Raw genomic sequence first — 22,063 nt, 5'->3', positions numbered from 1 at the left:
GCTTTCTGAACCCTACAGAGAGCTCCAACGGGGGCGGCGACGCCATGCGGTGGGGGCGCAGATCCGCCCTGCGGCACTCAGCGCGGGTACACCGCGACTTCGTCCTCCGGCAGGCTGAACCATACCGGCAGTCCGGGACCGAGCCCGAGCACCGCCGCGCGACCCGGCGAGATGTCGGCTGACATCGACGCCGAGCGCACGCGCACGCTGTCCCCCCGGGGCTCGAGGTCCTGCACCGTCACCGGGAACGCGTTGGCGCCGGCGGGACGATCGAGCTGCACGGAGATCGCGGAGGGGCGCGCCGCGGCGGCGGCGGGCGCGCCGAGGGTGCCGGTGCCCGCACCGGTGACCACCGTGCCGTCCGACATCCGGAGCCCGGTGGCGGTACGCACCCCGGTGAGCAGATTGAGTCCGGCGAGACCGGCGGTGAACGGATGCCGCGGCCGTTGCAGCACCTCGGCCGTCGCCCCCTGCTCCACGATCTTCCCCTCGCCGAGCACCACCACACGGTCGGCGAGGGTGAGGGCGTCGAGCACCTCGTGGGTGACCACGATTGCGGTGCGGCCGGCGAGCACCGTGCGGAACATGCGCCGAAGGGTGGGTGCGACCGCAACGTCGAGGGCGGCGAGCGGCTCATCGAGCAGTAACAGTCGAGGCTCCGGTGCAAGGGCGCGCGCGATCGCCACCCGCTGCGCCTGTCCGCCCGAGAGCTGGGCCGGGCGGCTGGCGCCGAGTTCCGCGGCCTCGACCGCGGCGAGCCACCGGTGCGCGGATGCCCGTGCTTCCGCACGCGACCGGCCCGCGCTCCGCGGCCCGAAGGCCACGTTCTCCAGAGCGGTGAGGTGCGGGAAGAGCAGTGCTTCCTGGGCGAGCAACGAGATGCCCCGCCGATGGGGTGGCGACCAGTGCCCGCTGGTCAGGTCGAACAGGGAGTCGCCGCCGAGATCCGCCCGGCCGGAGTCGGGCCGCAGCAGCCCGGCGAGGATCGAGAGAAGGGTCGATTTGCCCGCCCCATTCGGCCCGAGCACGGCGAGGGTCTGCCCCTCGGCCACGTCGAGGGAGACGTCGAAGCCGCGCTCGGCGACCGTCGCCTGCAGGTGCAGTGTCATGCGGTGAACCTCGCCCGGGTGGCGGGGGCGGTGCGCAGCGTGAGGCCGACCACCACGAGGGACACGACGACCAGCACGAGCGAGAGGGCCACGGCGGCATCCGGATCCGTCTCCCGCTGCAGGTAGATCTCCAGGGGCAAGGTGCGCGTGACCCCCTGGAGGCTGCCGGCGAAGGTGAGGGTGGCCCCGAATTCACCGAGGGCGCGTGCGAAGGACAGCACGGCGCCGGAGAGCAGCGCGGGCAGCACGAGGGGCAGCGTGATGCGCCTCAGCACTGTGCTCGGCCGCGCTCCCAGCGTCGCCGCAACCGCTTCGTATCGCGTGCCGGCCAGGCGGATGGCTCCCTCGAGACTCAGGACGAGGAACGGCAGGGCGACGAAGGTCTGGGCGATCACGACGGCCACCGTGGAGAATGCGATGCTCAGCCCGAGCGCCTCGAGCGGGCGGCCGATCAGCCCCTGTCTTCCGAAGGCCGCGAGGAGCGCGATGCCGCCGATCACCGGCGGCAGCACCAGGGGAAGCAGAACGATCGTGCGCACGACCCGCTGGCCGGGAAAGGTGGTGCGCGCCAGCAGGAGTGCCATCGGCACACCGAACAGCACGCAGAGCGCGGTCGCGGCGAGCGAGGTGCGCAGACTCAACAGCAGGGCATCGACGGAAGACGCACTCGTGACCAGAGCGACGAATCCGCCCCAGTTCACCCGGGTCACCATGGCGACCAACGGCAGCAGCACGAAGGCCGCGCCGACGATCGCGACCGCGATCACCCAGCGAGGCAGTCCGGAAAAGGCTGTGCGGTCCATGCTCAGGGGGCGCCGAAGCCCGCCGCGGCAAGCACGGACCGGCCGACCGAGCCGGTGACGAAGGCAACGAAGGCTGTGGCGACCGCCTGGTTCGTTCCCGCCTTCACCGTGGCGATCGGGTAGGTGTTGACGGCCGCGCTCGATTCCGGGAACGTGATTCCCGTCACGCTCGAGCCGGCACCCTTCACGTCTGTCACGTAGACGAGGCCGGCATCCGCCTCACCGGACGAGACCTTTCCGAGCACATCCGTGACCGCATTCTCCTCGCTCACCGGGCTGATGTTCACCCCACCGGCGGTTTCGACGGCCGCCGTCGCCGCACCGCACGGCACGGCCGGGGCGCAGACCACCGTCTTGACACCGGGCCGCGCAAGGTCCGCGAGAGTCGCGATCTTCGCCGGGTTGCCCGGTGGCACCGCGATCTCCAGCACATTGGTGGCGAAGTTCACCGGAGTCGCCACCAGGCTCGAGACCTTCGTCATGTTCGTCGTGTCGGCCGAGGCGAACACGTCGGCGGGCGCACCCGCGGTGATCTGCGAGACCAGGTCGGCAGACCCCGCAAAGCTCGTCGCGACGGTCACGCCGGGGTGCGCTGCCTCGAACCTGGTGGCGAGTTCTCCGAAGGTCTGGGTGAGGGATGCCGCGGCGAAGACCGTGATCGACCCGCTGAGGCTGTCATTCTTCGGCGTCGCCGATGGCGCCGAGGCGGCGCATCCGGCTGTGGCGAGAAGGATGCCGAGAGTAAAGACGGCGAGGAGCGGTCTCCTCACTGCTTCCCCCCGGGGGTCTCGATGATCACCGTCGTGGCTTTCACGACCGCAATGGCGACGGATCCCGGCTCGAGTCCGAGGTCCCGAACGGCCTCACTGCTCATGAGGGAGACGACGCGGTGCGGCCCGCACTGCAGTTCGACCTGCGCCATGACGGTGTCCATCACGATGTTCGTGACCAGGCCGACGAAGCTGTTGCGGGCCGACCGGGAGACGCCGGAGGGGTCATCCGGCAGCACCGCGTGGTCCCGCGCCAGCGTCGCGAGGGCGAGGCCGTCGACGACCGCACGCCCCGACTCGTCCTTTTCGGCGACCAGGGTGCCGTTGTCGACCCAGCGGCGCACCGTGTCGTCGCTCACTCCCAGGTAGAGGGCGGCATCCTTTATCCGTATCTGCGGCATAGATAGCATTCTATGTCCGCTTTCACGGAACTGAGGACCCGTCTACGCTTGCCCTATGGAGCAGAGCGGCGAACCCTCGACAGCCCGGATCGCCACGGCGGCAGACCTCGACGGCATGGTGCGCACACTCACCTCCGCCTTCCTCAGCGATCCGCTCTGGGGACCCTCGTTTCCGGATGACTCCCACCGGGTGGAGCAGATGTCGGCCTTCTGGCGGCTCTTCGCCACCTCGGCGCTGCGCTATCCCTGGAGTTTCGTCACCGAGGGCTGTGCATCCCTCTCGATCTGGCTGCCACCGGGCGGCGAGGACCTCACCGATGACGAGGCGCGCGGGTATGACGCCTTCCTCGTCGACCTGGTCGGCGCCGAGGCCGCCCGCCGGATCGCGGTCGTCTCTGGCCAGTTCGAGGAGCTGCGCCCGACGGAGCCCCACTACTACCTCAACTTCCTCGCCACCCACGACGAGCACCGTGGGCACGGCCTCGGCATGACCCTCCTGCAGCACAACCTGGACCGCGTCGACGCCCTCGGAGCGGCCGCCTACCTCGAGTCGACGAACCCGGCGAACAACGCCCGTTACCGGGGCGTCGGATTCGAGCCGAGGGGCGCGTTCACCACGGCGACCGGGCACGTCGTCACCACGATGTGGAGGCCAGCGCGCTAGGGCGCGACCGCTGCCACCCGTCACAATCAGCTCGGAAAGCTCTTCCTGACCACAGAATGCGACGGGTGGGAGTGGACCGCTCGAGCGTCCCGTTCGTCGACCTGCGCCCCCGCTCGAGCACACCTGCGAGAATCGAAGGATGCAGGCATCCCCGAGCGCGCGATATTCCCGCCAGCTCGCCCTCCCCGGCTTCGGGCCGGAGGCGCAGCAGCGGCTGGCGGATGCCCGCGTGCTCGTGATCGGGGCCGGTGGACTCGGCAGCAGCGTGATTCCGGCACTGGCCGCGGCGGGTGTCGGCACGATCGGCATCGTCGACGACGACACCGTGGAGCTCAGCAACCTGCACCGGCAGCTCGCGCATTCACTGGCGGATGTCGGCCGCACCAAGGCTCGCTCGGCAGCGGAGACGGTGGCCGCCATCGACCCCGCGACCACGGTTCACACCGTGGAAGCTCGCCTCACCGCCGCCAACGCGCTCGACCTGTTCGCCGGGTACGACCTCGTCGTCGACGGCAGCGACAACTTCCCTACCCGGTACCTCGCCAATGACGCCGCTGCGCTCACCGACATCCCCCTGGTCTGGGGCGCGGTCTCCCAGTTCGCCGGTCAGGCCGGCGTCGCATGGGCATCGCGGGGCCCGCAGTACCGCGACCTGTTCCCCGCTCCCCCGCCCCCCGGGTCCGTGCTCTCCTGCGAGGCCGGCGGGGTGCTTCCGACGGTGGTGGCCGTGATCGGGTCGATCATGGCCGGAGAGGCACTGAAGATCCTCACCGGAATCGGGACCCCCCTCATCGGACGAGTCACCACCTACGACGCCCTCGGCGGTGGGTTCCGCGAGCTCGCCTATGCCCCGGATCCGGATGCCGCCCCCATCACCGCCCTCATCGACTACGAGCTGTTCTGCGGCATCCGCGACACCATCGACGTCGACGAACTGGCGGCCTCTCTCGAGGGAGTGACGCTCATCGATGTGCGCGAGCCCTGGGAGGCGGAGATCGCCAGCCTTCCCGGCGCGACGCTGCTGCCCCTCGGGTCCCTCGAATCGACGATGGCGCAGATCGACAGCTCGAAGCCGGTGGTCGTCTACTGCCACGCGGGAATCCGCTCGGCCACCGCGGTTTCTCTCCTCGCCGCGCACGGCATCCCCGCCCGCAGCCTGGACGGCGGCATCGACGCCTGGTCCCGCCGCATCGACCCGACCGTCGTGAGGTACTGATGGCCCACCGCAGCGTCGAGGAACACGCCGCGCACGTGCGCGCTCTCCTCACTCCCGCACTGCCCACCGGCGTCGAGACCGTCCACCTGGCGGACGCCCTCGGGCGCGTGACGGCGGGAGCGATCCCCTCGCCCGTGGATCTGCCCCTCTTCCGCAACTCCCAGATGGACGGATTCGCCGTCGTGGCGGCCGACCTCGCGACGCTGCCGGCGACGCTCCCCGTGGTCGGCGAGGTCGCCGCGCAGCCCGGGACTCCGCCCCCGCTCGTCGCCGGAACCACGGTGCGCATCATGACCGGCGCCGTCGTGCCGGAGGGCGCGGATGCCGTCGTCCCGGTCGAGGACACGACCGCGGCCGGCGATTCTGTGACGATCCTCCGCGGCCGCATCAGCGGGGAATACGTGCGCGACCGCGGCAGCGACCTCCACGCCGGGGACCCGCTGCTGCCCGCGGGGCTCCGCCTCGCATCCCGTCACCTCGCCGCTCTTGCCGCGGCCGGCATCATCGAGGTCGAGGTGCGAACCCGCGTGCGGGTCGTCGTCATCAGCACGGGCGCGGAACTCGCGCCGCTGGGTCGGGAAGCGGGCCCCGGTGAGATCTACGACTCGAACAGCACCGCGCTCACGGCAGCCGCGACCGCGTGCGGAGCGAGCGTGACCTACGCGATCCATCCCGCGCACGACGAGGTTTCCCAGCTTCGTGAGACGCTCCTGTTCGCTGTGTCCAATGCCGACCTCATCCTCACCTCCGGCGGGATCTCGATGGGCAACTACGAGGTCGTGCGCGAGTTCCTCCTGGCCAACGGCGGCGAGGTCGGGCACATCGCCATGCAGCCCGGCGGACCGCAGGCGACGGGGGTCTTCAACGGCGTGCCGGTGATCAGCTTCCCCGGCAACCCGGTCAGCACCCAGATCTCCTTCGAGGTATTCGTGGCGCCGATCCTGCGGGAGGCCGCCGGGCTCCCGGCCGCCCGCCGCGAGTTGCGCACGCTCGCCTCAGACCTGCGTTCCGCACCCGGTAAGCGACAGTTCTTGCGCGGCCGCGCCCTGCCCGACGGACGCGTCGAGGTCGTGGGAGGCCCGAGCTCCCACCTGGTGGCCGGGCTCGCGGCATCCGACCTGCTCATCGACATCCCCGAAGACACCATCGAACTGAAAGAGGGCGACCCCGTGGAGACGATCGACCTGTGAGCAATCTGAGCCATCTCGATGAAGACGGTCGCGCCCGCATGGTGGATGTCGGCGACAAGGCGATCACGGCCCGCACCGCCACCGCCACCGGGCGGCTTGTGACCACCCCGGATGTCGTCGCCCTGGTGCGCGCCGATGACCTGCCGAAGGCCGATGTTCTCGCCACCGCCCGCATCGCCGGAATCTCGGGCGCCAAGAAGACGAGCGAGCTCATCCCGCTCTGCCACCAGGTGCCACTCTCGTCGGTCAGCATCGACTTCCAATTCACGGATGACGCGATCCTGGTGTCGGCGACGGCCAAGACAGTCGGCCAGACCGGGGTGGAGATGGAAGCGCTCACCGCGGTGGCGATCGCCGGCCTCACGCTGCACGACATGGTGAAGGCTGTGGATCCGGCGGCGGTGCTCGGCGAGATTCGGCTCGAATCGAAGACCGGCGGCAAGCGCGGGCACTGGACCCGGCACGGAGTGCTGGCGCCACCGGCGGTGCGCCCCGGCACTGCGGCCGTCGTCGTGGCCTCCACCGCCGGAGCCGCCGGAACGCGGGAGGACACGACCGGGCCGGTCATCTCCGCCTGGCTCGCCGAGCACGCCTTCGCGGTCGACGCGGTCACGGTCGTGGCCGACGCCGATATCGCCTCCGAGTTGTCGCGGGTGGTGGCATCCGCCCCCGCGGTGATCATCACGACGGGCGGAACGGGCCTCAGCCCCACCGATCGCACCCCCGAGGCCACCATCGCCCTGCTCGACCGCGAACTACCCGGGGTGGCCGAGGCGATCCGCGCCCGGGGGCTCGCTGCGACACCGACCGCGGCCCTCAGCCGCGCTGTCGCCGGCACGGCCAACGGCACCGTGATCGTGAACCTGCCGGGATCCGCCGGAGGCGTACGCGACGGCCTCGCGGTTCTCGACGGGCTGCTGGAACACCTCGTGGCCCAGATCGCCGGCGGTGGCGCCCATGGGTGACACCGTGCATGCCCTCATCTCCGCCGAGCCGATCGACGAAACGGCCATCGAGGACTTCGTGATGGATGCGCAACAGGGCGCTCTCGTGACCTTCCGCGGGGTCGTGCGCAATCACGATCACGGGCTCGCGGTCACGTCGCTCGAGTACTCCGCCCATCCGGATGCCGCCCGGTTCCTGACGGAGTGCTGCGAGACGATCGCTGCCGAGACCGGCCTCCGCGTGGCCGCAGCCCACCGCGTCGGCCCGCTCGTCGTAGGTGATGTCGCCCTCGTCGCCGCCGTGGCCGCCGCCCACCGCGGTGAGGCCTTCGCTGCCTGTGAGCGACTGGTCGACCTCATCAAGCTGACGGTGCCGATCTGGAAGCGCCAGCACCTCGCCGACGGCGTCACCGAGTGGGTCGGGCTGTAGCCCGGTCGAATCACTTACTTGACGTCAAGTAGTTACCTGACGTTCATCTTCGCGCACTTCACCACGACCTCGCGCGGGGCCACGATGGAATCACGATTCCGGCCAGTGGAGGCACTACAGAATGACACTCACTCGAACTAAGAAGACGATCATCGCGAGCATCGCGGCGCTCGCAACCATGGCCGGTGTCGGCTTCGCCGCGGCCCCCGGATTCGCGTCCGGTTCTGACGACAATCACCGGAGCGAGTTCCACGCTCCCCGGGTGGGCCACGTGTGGACCATCATGCTCGAGAACAAGTCCTACGAGTCCACCTTCACCGGTCTCAACCAGAACGACTACCTCTGGAAGACGCTCCCCTCCTACGGCGAGCTGCTCACCCAGTACTACGGCACCGGCCACTACTCGCTCGACAACTACGTGAGCGCCGTCTCCGGCCAGGCACCCACTCCCGGCAACCAGGCCGATTGCCCGCAGTACAGCAATGTCGCGCCGGGACTGCCGGCCCCCGATGGCCAGGTCTACGCATCCACCGGCTGCGTCTATCCGGCATCCGTCCAGACGATCTTCAACCAGCTCGACACGAAGAAGGTCTCCTGGAAGGTCTACAACCAGGACATGGGCAACGATCCCACCCGCGAGAACGTCTACAAGTGCGGCATCCCCGGTGATCCCTCTGGAGCCGGCGTCGTCGACCCGGGCGGTGCCACCGCGACCGACCAGTACGTGGCGAAGCACAACCCGACCGCCTGGTTCCATTCGGTCTTCGACAACCCCGCGGACTGTGCACGTGTCGTTCCGCTCGACGGCTACGCGGCAACCGCCGGCCACGCCGCCATCCCGAGCCTCGCCGATGACCTCAAGTCGGAGAAGACCACGCCGGCCTTCTCCTGGATCACCCCGAACAACTGCTCTGATGCCCACGACGCCACCTGCAAGGGCGACAACCTCTCCGGCGACCCGAACAATCACCAGGGTGGCCTGTACGCCGCGGACCTGTTCCTCAAGAAGTGGATCCCGGCGATCATGAGCTCTGCGGCCTTCCAGAAGGATGGCGAGATCCAGATCCTCTTCGACGAGGCCTTCCCGCCCTACAAGATGTACGGCAACTCGATCGCGGACCAGCAGTACGCGGCAGACAGTAAATTCGGCACCGACACCGGCACCGGGGCATCCGCGCAGGCCGAGGCCGACACCGCCCAGTCGGTAGTCGCCTGCTGTGGCGAACTTCCGGGGCCGAACACCACCCAGCCCGGCTTCCAGGCCTTCAACCAGGACACGACCCCCGGCGGTGGCGTGACCGGAGCCGTGCTCATCAGTCGCTTCATCACGCCCGGTTCGGTGAGCGCCCAGCCCTACAACCACTACAGCTGGCTGCGCACCATCGAAGACACCTTCAACATCCACCGGGGAGGAATCGACGGTGACGGCCACCTCGCCTACGCCGGCACCGATGGACTTCGACCGTTCGGACCGGATGTCTACAACAACGCGGCGGGGCGCGCCCTGAAGCCCGCTCCGTCTGGCAGCTCCCTCTACCCCGCGACGGCGAGTGTCAACGAGCTGCCACAGGCGAAGATCCTGAAGCAGCCCGTGCCGGTCGACGGCAAGTGAGGTCGACGCTGAGGGGTCTGGCCGGTGTTGTGGTGACATCCGCCCTGCTGGTCGGGATGCTGAGCGGATGCACCACGGCACCCACCGCGGCAGCGGTGACGGACTCGCTCGGGGCCGTACCGATCCCGACGGCTCCGGCGGTGGATCCGGTGCCGACCGCTACGATCGGCAAGCCGCAGGTGCTCGCAATGGGAGCGCCGACCCTCGTGGTCCTCGACGCCTCGACGCGCGGCACGGCCACGGCCACCGGCCCGGACCAGACGATCACCCAGCCCGGGACATCCACCCTCGTGGGTGGGGTCGCCATCAGCACTGCGGCCACGATCACCCTCACGGTGACATCGGCGAGCGGATCCATCGCGCTCTCCACCGCGGATCTCGTCTGCCGAGACGAGACCGGCGACGTGATTCCGCTCACCGCTGTCGGTCCGGCGAGCGCGACCGCCCAGGCGGGAGGCACGGCCCACCTCGTGGTTTCGGGCACCTTCGCCAGCGGTGCGGCGCAGGTGACCTGGCAGCCCTCCGGGCATCCGATCGCTCTCTGGGACTTCAACATCGAACTCGACTAGCCTCGCTCGCCCGTCGTCGTTAACCTTCCGGCCATTCGGGGGTCATCCGGGTCTTCTACTGTGCAGTCGTGACGGCGCACTCCTGCGCCGTCACACTCCAGCAGACCTCAGGAGAATACTCATGCGACGACGAATCCCTGTTCTCACCTCCGCAACCCTCATCACCGCGCTCGTGGCCACCGCCGTTGTGGCCGGAACCGCCGGCGTGGCCTCCGCACACGGCGACTCCGGCGACGACCGGGGGCGCGCCAAGAACGTGATCTACCTGCTCGGCGACGGCATGGGACGCACCCACGTCACCGCGGCCCGCGAGCGCTTCTACGGCTCCGACGGCAAACTCACCATGGAGACGCTCCCCGCGCAGGGCTACGTCAGCACCTACGCCGTCGAGAAGCTGTCGGGCCAGCCCGGCTCGAAGGACTTCCACCCCAACCCCGTCACCGACTCGGCCTCCGCCGCGACCGCCTGGTCGTCCGGAGTCAAGACCTACAACGCGGCCCTCGGCATCGACGCCACCGGCACGGTCAAGCCCACGGTCATGGAGCTCGCGAAGAAGGCGGGTCTGCGCACCGGCAACGTCTCCACCGCGGAGATCACGGATGCCACCCCCGCCGGCCAGATGAGCCACGCTCTCGCGCGCGGATGCCAGGGCCCGGTCTACTCGGACGCCGCGTGCCAGGATCTCTCGATCACCGGCACCGCGCTTCCGACCAGTGACATCCGGGTGACCCCGATCGCCGACCAGATCGCCCGCAACGGGACCGCAGACGTCATCCTCGGCGGAGGACTCAGCCGCTTCGACGCCGCCGACGAGAAGGCGCTGAAGGACCAGGGCTACTCCGTGCTCGGATCTCCCACCAGCCAGACCGTCGCGACGAAGTCCGATCTCGCCGCAGCATCCGGCCAGAAGGTCTTCGGTCTCTTCAACCGGGGCAACCTCACCATCGAGAAGTCCAAGCAGGACAACCCGACCTCAGTGCAGGCCAAGGAGCCGACCCTTCCCGAGATGACGAGCAAGGCGATCGCGCTTCTGACCAGCAAGTCGAACTCCAAGGACAAGAGCGCCAGCAAGGGCTTCTACCTGCAGGTCGAGGGCGCCCTCATCGACAAGCGGTCGCATGCCAACGATGCGGCGCAGACCCTCGGTGAGATGAAGGCCTTCGACGACTCGGTGAAGATCGCGAAGGACTTCGCCGCCAAGGACGGCAACACCCTCGTCATCGTCACGGCCGACCACGAGTGCGCCGGCTTCAACATCATCGAGAAGGGCACCTTCACGAACGCCGAAGCCACCGCCCCTCCCGCGAATGTCGACTCGGGCAACACGGCGAACAACTCCTCGCCGAGCCGGCCGAACAACGCCAAGGACGCCACCCGCTCGACCGGGATCATCAATGGTGCGGGCTCCGCCGACCCGAAGAACTTCGCCCCGGCGACGTTCCGCATCCCGAGCGACCCGGCCGGCGTGGTCGACGGATCCCCGGAGGCCGGCCTCTGGCTCACCTACCTCTCGGGCAACCACACCGGTGCCGATGTTCCGGTGTACGCCTACGGGCCCGGCTCCGAACAGCTGGACGGCACCATCGACAACACCGCGCTGTTCGGCATCGTCGGCAAGGCGCTCCGCGTCATCAGGTAGGTAGCACCCATCACGGTCCGGGCCGGGGAGCGCATCCCCGGCCCTGGCCGTCGATCTGCAAGGACATCCCCATGAAGAGAACACGCCCGATCGTCGCCATCGCCCTGGCCGCAGCAGCCGTCTTGGTCGCGGGCTCGATCGCGGTCGGAGTTGCCGTGATGGCGCGCACCGACGCCGCGGCCCCGCCGCCGACGGATGCCGTGACGACCACGCTCCCCGGACTGGCGGCCGCCAGCGGCGCACCGGAACTCGCGAGCATCCGTCTTCTTCGCCCGAAGCCCGGAGAAGTGGGCCAGGCGGCCGGTCCGTTCGACGAGCGATTCACGGTCGACGATCTCGCGTTCGACGGGAAGGCTGTGAGCGGCGCCCTCCGGGTGACGAGCGATGTGAGCGCGGTGCTCGACCTGGAGATCATCGCCGGGTTCTACGATGCCGGCGGATCAGTAATCGGCAGCGCCCGCTTCGTCTATCACGCGACCGATGACGGCCCGGTCGACCCGGTCACGGGCACCCCCGTCGAATCCATCCCGTTCCGGGTGGCCGTGCCGACGGAACTCGCCGGGCGTGCGGTGTCGACGTCGATCGGCGTGCCCGTTCTCGTCAACGAGTAGCGGAGCCGTCGACCGGGCTCAGCCCCCGGCGAACGGCGGAAGCACGTCGACCCGGGCACCGAGCGCACGGGAGTCGTCCCGACTGACCACGCCGTCGACGAGGAACGAACCGGATGCCAACACCCGGGTCATCGCGTCGCCGTAGCGCTCCACGAGCAGCGCTCGCAGCTGGCCCACTGTGGCGACGGAAGGCAGAACTTCCTCCTCGCGCCCGGACGCCTCCGCGGCGGAGGCGAAGTAGCGCACGAGGATGCCGGCCGGCTCAGCCACCGATGGCGCCCATGCTGCGCTGCGGGCGCACGAAGTCGGCCCGGTCCATGCCATGCCCGGCCTGCTTGCCCCACTGGGCGGCCCGCCACCACTGCGCGATCGTCGCATCGTCGGAACCGTTGCGCAGCAGGGCGCGGAGGTCTGTTTCGTCGTCACCGAACAGGCAGGAGCGCACGGTTCCCTCCGCAGTGACGCGGGTGCGATCGCAGGCCTCGCAGAACGAGCGGGTCACGGAGGCGATGATGCCCACCGTGGCTGGACCGCCATCGACGGTCCACTCTTCGGCGGGGGCCGAGGGGTCTTCGCGGTGCGGCTGGCTCAGCCTGAAGCGTTCGCCGAGCACATCGAGCAGCTCCGCGGCATCCACCATGTTGTCGCGCGCCCAGGCCTCATCGGCGTCGAGGGGCATCTGCTCGATGAAGCGCAGTCTCACGCCATTCGCGAGGGACCACTCGAGCAGGTCTGCCGCACCGGCGAGGGTGTCGCGCATGAGCACGGCGTTGATCTTGAGCGGGGTGAGTCCGGCATCCTTCGCGGCCTGGATGCCGGCGAAGACCGACGGAAGCCGGTCGCGGCGGGTGAGCCGGGCGAAGTGGTCGCGGTCGACGGTGTCGAGGGAGATGTTGATGCGGGTGAGCCCGGCCTCCACCAACTCGTGGATGCGGTGATCGAGCCCGATGGCGTTCGTCGTCATCGAGATCGACGCCCTGCCACCCCCGGGCAGCCCCGCGACGGCGGAGGAGCGACGGATGATCTCGGCCAGGTCCGCTCGCATGAGCGGCTCTCCCCCGGTGAAGCGGACGTCGTGCACGCCGAGGTCACGAACCGCGATCTCGACGAGCCGGGCGATCTCCGTCGCCGTGAGCAGGTCGTCGCGGGCGATCGCGGGGAGCCCCTCCTCCGGCATGCAGTAGGTGCAGCGAAGGGAGCACTTCTCGGTGATCGAGATTCGGAGGTCGCGGGCCGTGCGGCCGAAGGTGTCGAGCAGGCCGGTCTCGTCCGGGCGCCCGACCGTCGGCGGCAGACGTGCCGGATCACGCCGGATCCCCGGGATGCCGAGCGCGAGGGAGGTCATGGAATCAGCCTACGTGACGGGGTCGGGGCGAATGCCTCCCCGGCCCCCCACGAAACACCGGACGGGCCGACGGGGGAACAGCCGCCTCGACGGGACTGCGGGCCCGATGCCCCGGGCCTTCAGCCGGGCGCGCGGTGCACCGCCCGACGTGAAAGAGTTGACTCCATGCCCGACGAAACTCTGCGACTGCCGAACACGATCTTCCAGGCGGTCTTCGACCTCGGCGACAAGCGTGCGGCGAAGATCACCCTGCCGCCGACATTGCGCGAGCCGGAGATCTTCGCCGAGTGGCAGGACGACGAGAACGTCGTCTCCCTCTATGTCGGCTACGACGACGGGCAGCTCCACCTCGACCTCGGAAGCAACGGAGGCGAGCACCACTTTCACGGTGCGAATGGCGACGCGAGCGAGAACAGCCCCTGGAACGCTGCCGACACTGCGGTGTTGCTTGCCTGGTCCAGCGCTCTCGCCGCCAACTTCTTCGAGCGGATGCCAGAGCTCATGGAAGACATCGAGGAGGCGGCGGCCTGGCATGAGGAGGGCTATCCCCTCTATGTGTGCGAGACGGAGCCCACCCAGCTCGACCTGATCGAGGTGGAGATCGAGGGGGAGATCCTCACTCTGCCGTGGCTCGGCTCCGGGGGCGTCAGCCAGGACCACGTCGACGGAGAGAACCATCCGATCGCCCTGCTCTGGAACCCGGTGGATGGCGCCACTCCCGATCGCACGATCGCCCGCGCCTGGCTCGATCCGGTCTCGGGTGAGCCCGTGACCTCCACCGAACGGGGCGTCGACTGGTCTGCGGTCGGCCTCGAACGCGACGAGGTGCTTTCCTGGCTGGAGGGCATCTACCTCAACCACCACATCACCCCGGATGCCGAGATCGAGCTGGTGCACGCGGTGCTCGAACGCATGGGAGGACTCGACCGCGAGCAGTAGGCCTCGCTATTCTGGGATCGACCGAAGGAGCTTCTCATGGCTGTCATCTCTCGCGGTTTCACCGGCCGCGGTCGCGAACACAATCCGGAGCTTCCCCCCGGCCAGTACCTCACCGCGGACTTCCCGGTGCTCTCGGCTGGGCCCACCCCCGACATCGACACCGCGGACTGGCAATTCGGTATCCGCACGGATGACGCGACCCTCCACACCTGGACGTGGGACGAGTTGCACGCCCTGCCGATCGAAGACATCGACACCGACATCCACTGCGTCACCCGCTGGTCGAAGTTCGGTACCAGCTGGCGGGGCGTCTCCCTCGACACCCTGTTCGCCGGGGTGGAGACGAGCGACGAATACGTGATGGCTCACTCCTACGGGGGCTACACGACCAATGTGCCCCTCGAGGATCTGCTGGGCGGCAAGGCGTGGATCGCTGTCGAGTTCGACGGTGAGCCGCTCGATCCCGAGCATGGCGGACCGGCGCGGCTGCTCATCCCGCACCTGTATTTCTGGAAGAGCGCCAAGTGGATCCGGTCACTCGAGATGATGCCGTCGGACGAGCCCGGGTTCTGGGAGCAGAACGGCTACAACATGTACGGCGACCCGTGGCTCGAGCAGCGCTATTGGTGAGAGGCAGTTGGTGACCGAACGCGAGACCCGGGATGCGCCGCCACACCGGGTCGGGCTCTGGCATGTCGGTGTGGTCGTCTCGACCAACACCGAGACTCCCACCGGGCGCAGCATCGTGGTCGACGTTCCCGGCTGGGGCGGCAACATCGCCGGCCAGCACGCGGATGTCCGACTCACCGCGCCGGACGGCTACCAGGCAGTGCGCTCCTACTCCATCGCCTCTGCGGGGGACGGGGACCGTGTCCAGCTCGCCGTCGACCGCTTCCCCACCGGAGAGGTGTCGCCCTACCTCGTCGATGAACTCCTGCCCGGGGACGAGCTGGAGCTGCGCGGTCCGCTCGGCGGGTGGTTCGTCTGGCGTCCCGTGCAGACCGAGTCGGTGCAGCTGATCGGCGGGGGCTCGGGAATCGTGCCGCTGATGGCGATGATCCGTTCCCACACCGCATCGGGCAGCACCGCTCCGTTCCGGCTGCTCTATTCGGTGCGCACCCCGGATGACGCGTTCTTCCGTTCCGAGCTCGAGACTCCGACTCCCCACCTCGACGTCACCTGGCTGTACACCCGCCGAACGCCGGACGGATGGCCGCGGCCGGCCTCCCGCATCGCGCTCGCCGACCTCGAGGCATCCACCTTCGCCGCGTCGCAGGGCCCGGCAGTGTTCGTCTGTGGGCCGACCGGATTCGTTGAGACCGTCGCGAACGACCTCGTCGCGCTCGGGCACGACCCGCAGCGTGTGAAGACCGAACGATTCGGAGGCGCCTGATGCCGGAACCCGTGGACGGCAACTCCCTTGCGGGGCCCCTCTCCGAGCTGTTCTCCGCGGATATCACCCTGGCGGTGGCGCGCTGCATCGGCTGTGGCGACGTCTCCGAACTCGCTCGCGCGACGGTATACCCGGATCCGACCGGCTACGTGGTGCGCTGCGGCCAGTGCGATGACGTGCTCATGGTGGTCGTCGAGGAGCCGGACAGCATCTGCCTCGAGCTGCGCGGGATGTCGTGGCTGCGGGTGCCGCGCTAGCGAATCAGGCGCGCGCCGACCGCGAAAGCCCAGCCGAGGATCCCCAGCAGGCAGATCCGCTCGGTGAGGCCGACGATCTGCGGCAACAGCGCGAGGCTCAGGCCGAGTGACACCAGCCCGACCAACGCGACCACGAAGAAGACCATGATGCTGCGCGTGCGCCCGAACCACCAGGTGAGCAGCGCCATGGCCACCAGCACGGCGAGGAATCCGGATGTCGCGAAGACCACGTGCACGACCCCGAGGCTCGTGCGCGGGGTCATGCCGAATTCGCCGGGACGGTTGACGTCAGTGGGGAAGAACACGAGGGCCGCCGAGCAGAGCCCCGCCAGCGCCAGGAGGGCCGAGCCGGCTCTCCGCCGCGGCGAGGGCGGAGCCGTGACTGAAATCGCTATGACGAGGCATCCGCTCATCACCGCCCGGGCCAGGAAGTTGAGGTTCATGGCCCAGCCGAACTGACCGACGGCGAGGTCACTCTCAGCATCGGTCAGCACCGAGTAGTGGGGCGGCAGCAACTGCAACACCGCGTCTACCGTCACGTAGAACAGCACGAGGACCATCGCCGCGGTGGCGAATGCCCGGCGCACCCGGGTTGCCAGCGGCGGAGTCATCCCCCCAGCCTCGTGCATAACTCCTGCAGATTTTGCCGCGCCGGCCCTGGCCCCCCGGAAATCCGGGCGCACCCGCCGGCCCCGCCGCAAATTGCAGGAGTTACGCACGAGGGAGTGATGGTGACGGGGACAGCGAAGAGGCCCCGGTTCGACAACAACCGGGGCCCTTTCGCGGGGAACGACTAGCGGGCGGCGGAGCCGTCGGTGTAGTCCTCGTCGACCTGCTTCCAGGCGAAGAGAGCGCGAAGCTCCTTGCCGGTGGCCTCGATCGGGTGAGCAGCACCCTTGGCGCGCAGCTCGAGGAACTCGGGCGCTCCGGCATCCTGGTCGGCGATGAAACGCTCCGCGAAGGCACCGGACTGGATGTCGGCGAGAACGGCCTGCATGTTCTCCTTCACGTGCGGGTCGATGACGCGCGGGCCGGAGACGTAGTCGCCGTACTCGGCGGTGTCGGAGACGCTCCAACGCTGCTTCGCGATGCCGCCCTCCCACATGAGGTCGACGATGAGCTTCAGCTCGTGAAGCACCTCGAAGTAGGCGATCTGCGGCTGGTAGCCGGCCTCGGTGAGGGTCTCGAATCCGTACTGCACGAGCTGCGAGACGCCACCGCAGAGCACGGCCTGCTCACCGAACAGGTCGGTCTCGGTCTCTTCGGTGAAGGTGGTCTTGATGCCGCCGGCGCGGAGTCCGCCGATCGCCTTGGCGTAGGACCAGGCCAGCTGCCAGGCCTGGCCTGAGGCATCCTGCTCGACGGCGACGATGACGGGAACGCCACGGCCGGCCTCGAACTCGCGACGCACGGTGTGACCGGGTCCCTTCGGGGCGACCATGATCACGTCGACGCCCTCAGGCGCGGTGATGTAGCCGAAGCGGATGTTGAAGCCGTGGCCGAAGAGGATCGCGTTGCCGGGCACGAGGTGCGGCTGGATGTCGGCGGCATAGAGTCCGCGCTGGTGCTGGTCTGGCGCGAGGATGACGATCACGTCGGCCCACTCTGCGGCCTCTGCGGACGGCAGCACGGTGAATCCGGCCTCCTGCGCCTTGACGACGGACTTCGAATCGGGCTTGAGGCCGACGACTACCTCGACGCCGGAATCGCGGAGGTTCTGCGCGTGCGCGTGGCCCTGCGAGCCGTAGCCGATGACGGCCACCTTCTTGCCCTGGATGAGGCTGAGGTCGGCGTCTTTGTCATAGAAGATCTCGGTCACTTGGTTTCCTTTTCCGTTTCTGCTGGTTGAGTGCGCCCGCCAGGGCCGCATTTCTGCTGGTCGAGTAGGCCGCAATGGCCGTATCGAAACCTGCGGTTTCGAGGTTCTGTGTTCTGTTATTCGAGGTCTCGCTCCGCGCGGCAGAGCGCGCCGCTCGACCACCGCCTAGCTCTTGAAGACTCGTTCGGTGATGCTCTTGGACCCGCGCCCGATCGCGAGAAGGCCCGACTGGGCGATCTCCTTGATTCCGTAGGGCTCGAGCACCTTGAGCAGCGCATCCACCTTCGCCGTATCGCCGGTGACCTCGATCACCAGGGCGTCGGTCGCGACATCCACGATCCGCGCACGGAACAGCGTTGCCGCCTCGAGGATCTGGCTGCGCGTGGTGTTGTCCACCCGCACTTTGATCAGCATGTGCTCGCGCTCGACGGTCTGAAGCGGATCCAGCTCGACGATCTTGATCACGTTGATGAGCTTGTTGAGCTGCTTCGTCACCTGCTCGAGCGGCAGCTCCTCGACATCCACGACGACGGTGATGCGGGAGAGTCCGGGGATCTCGCTCGCACCGACAGCGAGGCTCTCGATGTTGAACCCACGGCGCGCGAACAGACCGGCGACGCGCGTGAGCAGTCCGGGTTTGTCCTCGACGAGAAGCGAGAGTACGTGCGTCACGGGCCTACTCCTCGTCCCACGACGGCGCGTGGTCTTTCGCGTATTGCACGTTCGAGTTGCCGACGCCCTGGGGCACCATCGGCCAGACCATCGAGTGCGGACTCACGATGAAGTCGATCACCACCGGACGGTCGTTCGTCTCGTTCGCCAGCTTGATCGCCGCATCCACGTCTTCCTTGTTGCGCACGCGGATGCCGAGAGCGCCGTACGCGTCGGCCATCTTCACGAAGTCCGGAATCATCACCGTGTCGTGACCCGTGTTGAGGTCGGTGAAGGAGTGGCGGCCGTCGTAGAACAGCGTCTGCCACTGTCGCACCATGCCGAGGGAGGAGTTGTTGATGATCGCGACCTTGATCGGGATCTTGTTGATCGTGCAGGTGGCGAGCTCCTGGTTGGTCATCTGGAAGCATCCGTCCCCGTCGATCGCCCAGACCGTGCGCTCCGGCTCGGCGACCTTCGCACCCATGGCCGCGGGAACCCCGTAGCCCATGGTGCCAGCACCGCCGGAGTTGAGCCAGGCGTTGGGGCGCTCGTACTTGATGAACTGCGCCGCCCACATCTGGTGCTGGCCGACGCCTGAGGCGTAGATCGCCTCCGGCCCGGTGATCTGGCCGATGCGCTCGATCACGTACTGGGGGGAGAGCAATCCGTCTTCCGGCTCGTCGTAGCCGAGGGGGTAGCGGGCGCGGAGCAGGTCGAGACGCTCCCACCAGGCCGTGAGGTCGGATGGCGTGGTCGCCACCGCATCGCGGAAGGCGGTCGTGAGGTCGGCGATGACCTCCTTGGCATCGCCGACGATCGGCACATCGGCGAGCCTGATCTTGGAGATCTCGGCCGGGTCGATGTCGACGTGGACGACCTTCGCGTCCGGCGCGAATTCGCTGGGCTTGCCGGTGACCCGGTCGTCGAAGCGGGCTCCGAGGGATATGAGCAGGTCGGATTCCTGGATGGCGAGAACCGCGGGCACCGTGCCGTGCATCCCGGGCATGCCGAGGTTCAGCCGGTTGGAGTCCGGGAACGCGCCGCGCGCCATGAGAGTGGTGACGACCGGTGCTCCCACCAGCTCGGCGAGCTCCAGCAGTTCGACGGATGCCTTGGCGCGGATTACACCGCCACCGACGTAGAAGACCGGACGCTTGGCCTCGGCGAGCATCTGGGCCGCCGCGAGGATCTGCTTGCCGTGGGCCTTGAGCACCGGTCGGTACCCGGGCAGGTCGACCTTCGGCGGCCAGATGAACGGCGCGCTGTTCTGCTGGCAGTCCTTCGTGACATCCACCAGCACCGGTCCGGGGCGGCCGGTCGTGGCGATGTGGTACGCCGCGGCGATGGTCGCCGGCACGTCTTCCGGCCGGGTGACCAGGAAGGAGTGCTTGGTGATCGGCATCGTGATCCCGGAGATGTCGACCTCCTGGAATGCGTCGCTTCCCATCAGGGTCGAGAACACCTGGCCGGTGATCGCGAGCAGCGGAACGGAATCCATGTAGGCATCCGCGATCGCGGTCACGAGGTTGGTGGCACCGGGGCCGGAGGTCGCGATGCAGACCCCGAGTCGGCCGGTGGATGACGCGTAGCCCTCGGCAGCGTGGCCAGCACCCTGCTCGTGGCGCACCAGGATGTGGCGGATTCCCGTCGACGACATCAGCTCGTCGTAGAACGGCATGATGGCCCCGCCGGGAAGCCCGAAGACGTCGGTGACGCCGAGGTTCTCGAGCGAGCGCAGGATCGCGCCCGAGCCGGTGAGGATCTCGGGCTCGGTGGCCTTCTTGGTCGGTGCTGCTGGCACGGGAGCGGTTTCCGTGGACATGGAATATTCCTTGCGAGACATAGAGTGCGAATGGTGGGGGGCGAGACGTCCCGACCCCGGGTTAGCCCGTGATCGCGCCCTCTGCGGCGGAGTGCACGAGCTTCGAGTACTTTGCGAGAACGCCACGGGTATAGCGCGGGGGAAGCGGAGCCCAGCCAGAGCGGCGAGCAGCTAGCTCGGCCTCATCGACAAGTAGATCGAGAGAACGAGCGGCGATATCGACCCGTATTAGATCACCATCGCGCACGAAGGCGATGGGACCTGCGTCCACCGCTTCGGGTGCTATGTGGCCGATACACAGTCCGGTTGTGCCGCCTGAGAATCGTCCGTCCGTCAAGAGTAGTACATCCTTGCCGAGCCCGGCTCCCTTGATGGCGGCGGTGATGGCGAGCATCTCGCGCATCCCCGGTCCGCCCTTGGGTCCCTCATAGCGGATGACGACGATGTCGCCCTTTCCGATCCTGCCCTCGGTGAGGGCGTCCATTGCCGCGCGCTCGCGCTCGAAGACCCGCGCGGGGCCCTCGAAGACCTTGGCGTCGAACCCGGCGGTCTTGACGACGGCGCCCTCCGGTGCGAGGGATCCGCGAAGGATGGTGAGTCCTCCGGTCGCATGGATCGGGTTGTCCAGGGTGCGCAGCACCATGCCGTCCAGCGGCGGGATGTTCAGCTCGGCGAGATTCTCGGCCAGGGTCTTGCCGGTGACGGTGAGCGCGTCGCCGTGCAGCAGTCCGGCATTCAGCAGTGCCTTCATCAGAACGGGGATGCCTCCGCGACGATCCAGGTCGTTCATCACGAACTGGCCGAAGGGCTTCATGTCGGCGAGGTGGGGAATGGTGTCGCCGATGCGGTTGAAGTCGTCGAGCGAGAGGTCGACATCCGCTTCCCACGCGATGGCGAGGAGGTGGAGCACGACGTTGGTGGATCCGCCGAGGGCCATCGCCACGGCGATCGCATTCTCGAAGGCATCCTTGGTGAGGATGTCCCGGGTGGTGATTCCGAGGCGCAACAGGTTGACGACAGCCTCGCCACTCTTGTGGGCGAAGTAGTCGCGGCGCCGGTCGGCCGCGGCCGGACTCGTCGAGCCCGGCAGCGCCATCCCGAGCGCCTCTGCGACGCTCGCCATGGTGTTGGCCGTGTACATGCCGCCGCAGGCACCCTCGCCCGGAGCGATCGCGCATTCGATGGCGTAGGCATCCTCGTCGCTCATCGTGCCGGCCTTGACGCCTCCGACCGCCTCGAAGGAGTCGATGATGGTGACCTCCTTCTCGGTGCCGTCGCTGAGACGCACCCATCCGGGAGCGATCGAACCGGCGTAGAGGAACACGGAGGAGAGGTCGAGGCGGGCGGCAGCCATGAGCATGCCGGGAAGGGACTTGTCGCAGCCGGCGAGCAGAACGGAGCCGTCGAGTCGCTCGGCCTGCATGACGACCTCGACGGAATCGGCGATCACCTCGCGGCTCACCAGCGAGAAGTGCATGCCCTCGTGCCCCATGCTGATGCCGTCGGACACGGAGATGGTGCCGAACTGCAGTGGGTAGCCGCCGCCGGAGTGCACGCCCTCCTTTGCGGCCTGCGCCAGGCGGTCCAGGCTGAGGTTGCAGGGGGTGATCTCGTTCCACGAACTCGCGATGCCGACTTGCGGCTTTTCCCAGTCGGAGTCGCCCATGCCGACCGCGCGCAGCATGCCGCGGGAGGTCATGGCTTCGATACCGTCGGTTACGGTGCGTGAACGGGGCTTCCAGTCGACTGTTTCGGGCATGTAACAGAGTCTAGAACGCCCTCACGCATGCACGATCGCCGCCCGTGTGACCCAAAACGCAGGAGATCCGCCACCAGTGGGGCTGTTCCGCCGCAACAGGGGCCGATCGATGGCGAA

24 protein-coding genes are annotated in these 22,063 nt (G+C 68.4%); 13 read left to right on the top strand and 11 right to left on the bottom strand.

Annotated elements, in window-relative coordinates; all coding sequences use genetic code 11:
- Window positions 1-77 precede the first annotated feature (77 nt).
- Genes ABIB54_RS14855 through ABIB54_RS14840 form a run of 4 tightly spaced genes read right to left on the bottom strand, consistent with a single transcriptional unit; the run spans window position 78 to window position 3,083 of the window.
- Window positions 78-1,109, bottom strand: a complete 1,032-nt coding sequence (locus ABIB54_RS14855) for a sulfate/molybdate ABC transporter ATP-binding protein (RefSeq protein ID WP_354576293.1) — start codon at window positions 1,107-1,109, stop codon at window positions 78-80.
- Window positions 1,106-1,912: an ABC transporter permease gene (locus tag ABIB54_RS14850; RefSeq protein WP_354576292.1), complete on the bottom strand. Its 807-nt coding sequence runs from the start codon at window positions 1,910-1,912 to the stop codon at window positions 1,106-1,108. The genes ABIB54_RS14855 and ABIB54_RS14850 overlap by 4 nt, the downstream gene beginning before the upstream one ends.
- 2 nt (window positions 1,913-1,914) lie before the next feature.
- Window positions 1,915-2,682: a molybdate ABC transporter substrate-binding protein gene (gene modA, locus ABIB54_RS14845; protein WP_502917139.1), complete on the bottom strand. Its 768-nt coding sequence runs from the start codon at window positions 2,680-2,682 to the stop codon at window positions 1,915-1,917.
- Window positions 2,679-3,083, bottom strand: a complete 405-nt coding sequence (locus tag ABIB54_RS14840) for a TOBE domain-containing protein (RefSeq protein WP_185202635.1) — start codon at window positions 3,081-3,083, stop codon at window positions 2,679-2,681. The genes modA and ABIB54_RS14840 overlap by 4 nt, the downstream gene beginning before the upstream one ends.
- A gap of 55 nt (window positions 3,084-3,138) precedes the next feature.
- Between ABIB54_RS14840 and ABIB54_RS14835 the strand changes: the two genes are divergently transcribed.
- The 9 genes from ABIB54_RS14835 to ABIB54_RS14795 all read left to right on the top strand — a co-directional run bounded on the left by ABIB54_RS14835 (window position 3,139) and on the right by ABIB54_RS14795 (window position 11,958).
- Complete coding sequence (locus ABIB54_RS14835; protein ID WP_354576291.1) at window positions 3,139-3,747, top strand: GNAT family N-acetyltransferase; 609 nt, start codon at window positions 3,139-3,141, stop codon at window positions 3,745-3,747.
- 139 nt (window positions 3,748-3,886) lie between these two features.
- Window positions 3,887-4,963 (top strand): ThiF family adenylyltransferase, encoded by a 1,077-nt coding sequence (locus ABIB54_RS14830; RefSeq protein WP_354576290.1) that lies wholly within the window; start codon window positions 3,887-3,889, stop codon window positions 4,961-4,963.
- On the top strand, window positions 4,963-6,153 hold the full coding sequence (locus tag ABIB54_RS14825) for a molybdopterin molybdotransferase MoeA (RefSeq protein ID WP_354576289.1): 1,191 nt from the start codon (window positions 4,963-4,965) through the stop codon (window positions 6,151-6,153). Before ABIB54_RS14830 ends, ABIB54_RS14825 begins: the two co-directional genes overlap by 1 nt.
- Window positions 6,150-7,118 carry a bifunctional molybdenum cofactor biosynthesis protein MoaC/MoaB gene (gene moaCB / locus ABIB54_RS14820; RefSeq protein WP_354576288.1) on the top strand — a complete coding sequence of 323 codons (969 nt, stop codon included), beginning with the start codon at window positions 6,150-6,152 and terminating at the stop codon, window positions 7,116-7,118. Before ABIB54_RS14825 ends, moaCB begins: the two co-directional genes overlap by 4 nt.
- Window positions 7,111-7,527 (top strand): molybdenum cofactor biosynthesis protein MoaE, encoded by a 417-nt coding sequence (locus tag ABIB54_RS14815; protein ID WP_354576287.1) that lies wholly within the window; start codon window positions 7,111-7,113, stop codon window positions 7,525-7,527. Before moaCB ends, ABIB54_RS14815 begins: the two co-directional genes overlap by 8 nt.
- Window positions 7,528-7,648: 121 nt before the next feature.
- Window positions 7,649-9,139, top strand: coding sequence for an alkaline phosphatase family protein (locus ABIB54_RS14810; RefSeq protein ID WP_354576286.1), 1,491 nt, complete (start codon window positions 7,649-7,651; stop codon window positions 9,137-9,139).
- Between the two features lie 32 nt (window positions 9,140-9,171).
- Complete coding sequence (locus ABIB54_RS14805; protein WP_354576285.1) at window positions 9,172-9,708, top strand: hypothetical protein; 537 nt, start codon at window positions 9,172-9,174, stop codon at window positions 9,706-9,708.
- Window positions 9,709-9,829: 121 nt separating this feature from the next.
- Window positions 9,830-11,347 carry an alkaline phosphatase gene (locus ABIB54_RS14800; protein ID WP_354576284.1) on the top strand — a complete coding sequence of 506 codons (1,518 nt, stop codon included), beginning with the start codon at window positions 9,830-9,832 and terminating at the stop codon, window positions 11,345-11,347.
- Between the two features lie 71 nt (window positions 11,348-11,418).
- Window positions 11,419-11,958, top strand: coding sequence for a hypothetical protein (locus tag ABIB54_RS14795; RefSeq protein ID WP_354576283.1), 540 nt, complete (start codon window positions 11,419-11,421; stop codon window positions 11,956-11,958).
- An 18-nt stretch (window positions 11,959-11,976) separates the two neighbouring features.
- Here the strand turns inward: ABIB54_RS14795 and ABIB54_RS14790 are convergent, their stop codons facing one another.
- Both ABIB54_RS14790 and moaA read right to left on the bottom strand, forming a co-directional pair.
- On the bottom strand, window positions 11,977-12,228 hold the full coding sequence (locus ABIB54_RS14790; protein WP_354576282.1) for a MoaD/ThiS family protein: 252 nt from the start codon (window positions 12,226-12,228) through the stop codon (window positions 11,977-11,979).
- The gene (moaA, locus tag ABIB54_RS14785) at window positions 12,221-13,303 is read right to left on the bottom strand and encodes a GTP 3',8-cyclase MoaA (protein ID WP_354576281.1); all 1,083 of its coding nucleotides are present in this window, start codon (window positions 13,301-13,303) and stop codon (window positions 12,221-12,223) included. The genes ABIB54_RS14790 and moaA overlap by 8 nt, the downstream gene beginning before the upstream one ends.
- A gap of 165 nt (window positions 13,304-13,468) precedes the next feature.
- On the opposite strand from moaA, the gene ABIB54_RS14780 reads away from it, so the two are divergent.
- The 4 genes from ABIB54_RS14780 to ABIB54_RS14765 are packed head-to-tail and all read left to right on the top strand — an operon-like array spanning window position 13,469 to window position 15,892.
- Window positions 13,469-14,242 (top strand): hypothetical protein, encoded by a 774-nt coding sequence (locus ABIB54_RS14780; RefSeq protein ID WP_354576280.1) that lies wholly within the window; start codon window positions 13,469-13,471, stop codon window positions 14,240-14,242.
- Window positions 14,243-14,278: 36 nt separating this feature from the next.
- Entirely contained in the window at window positions 14,279-14,872 is a 594-nt protein-coding gene (locus tag ABIB54_RS14775) for a sulfite oxidase-like oxidoreductase (protein WP_354576279.1), read from the top strand.
- Window positions 14,873-14,882: 10 nt separating this feature from the next.
- Window positions 14,883-15,635 carry a ferredoxin reductase gene (locus ABIB54_RS14770; RefSeq protein ID WP_354576278.1) on the top strand — a complete coding sequence of 251 codons (753 nt, stop codon included), beginning with the start codon at window positions 14,883-14,885 and terminating at the stop codon, window positions 15,633-15,635.
- The gene (locus ABIB54_RS14765; RefSeq protein WP_354576277.1) at window positions 15,635-15,892 is read left to right on the top strand and encodes a DUF6510 family protein; all 258 of its coding nucleotides are present in this window, start codon (window positions 15,635-15,637) and stop codon (window positions 15,890-15,892) included. Before ABIB54_RS14770 ends, ABIB54_RS14765 begins: the two co-directional genes overlap by 1 nt.
- Here ABIB54_RS14765 and ABIB54_RS14760 read toward each other — a convergent pair.
- From ABIB54_RS14760 to ilvD, 5 genes are all read right to left on the bottom strand, one after another.
- Complete coding sequence (locus ABIB54_RS14760; RefSeq protein WP_354576276.1) at window positions 15,889-16,503, bottom strand: DUF998 domain-containing protein; 615 nt, start codon at window positions 16,501-16,503, stop codon at window positions 15,889-15,891. The genes ABIB54_RS14765 and ABIB54_RS14760 overlap by 4 nt on opposite strands.
- Window positions 16,504-16,685: 182 nt before the next feature.
- Window positions 16,686-17,711, bottom strand: coding sequence for a ketol-acid reductoisomerase (gene ilvC, locus ABIB54_RS14755; protein ID WP_185202617.1), 1,026 nt, complete (start codon window positions 17,709-17,711; stop codon window positions 16,686-16,688).
- Between the two features lie 165 nt (window positions 17,712-17,876).
- Complete coding sequence (ilvN, locus tag ABIB54_RS14750) at window positions 17,877-18,383, bottom strand: acetolactate synthase small subunit (RefSeq protein ID WP_255461241.1); 507 nt, start codon at window positions 18,381-18,383, stop codon at window positions 17,877-17,879.
- 4 nt (window positions 18,384-18,387) lie between these two features.
- Window positions 18,388-20,187, bottom strand: a complete 1,800-nt coding sequence (locus ABIB54_RS14745; protein ID WP_502917138.1) for an acetolactate synthase large subunit — start codon at window positions 20,185-20,187, stop codon at window positions 18,388-18,390.
- Between the two features lie 61 nt (window positions 20,188-20,248).
- Window positions 20,249-21,946, bottom strand: a complete 1,698-nt coding sequence (ilvD, locus tag ABIB54_RS14740; protein ID WP_354576274.1) for a dihydroxy-acid dehydratase — start codon at window positions 21,944-21,946, stop codon at window positions 20,249-20,251.
- Window positions 21,947-22,063 lie beyond the last annotated feature (117 nt).

Source organism: Frigoribacterium sp. UYMn621 (assembly GCF_040549525.1).
Classification (GTDB): domain Bacteria; phylum Actinomycetota; class Actinomycetes; order Actinomycetales; family Microbacteriaceae; genus Lacisediminihabitans.
The sequence above is the reverse complement of the archived record's forward strand: the minus strand, read 5'-3'. Positions and strand labels throughout refer to the sequence as shown.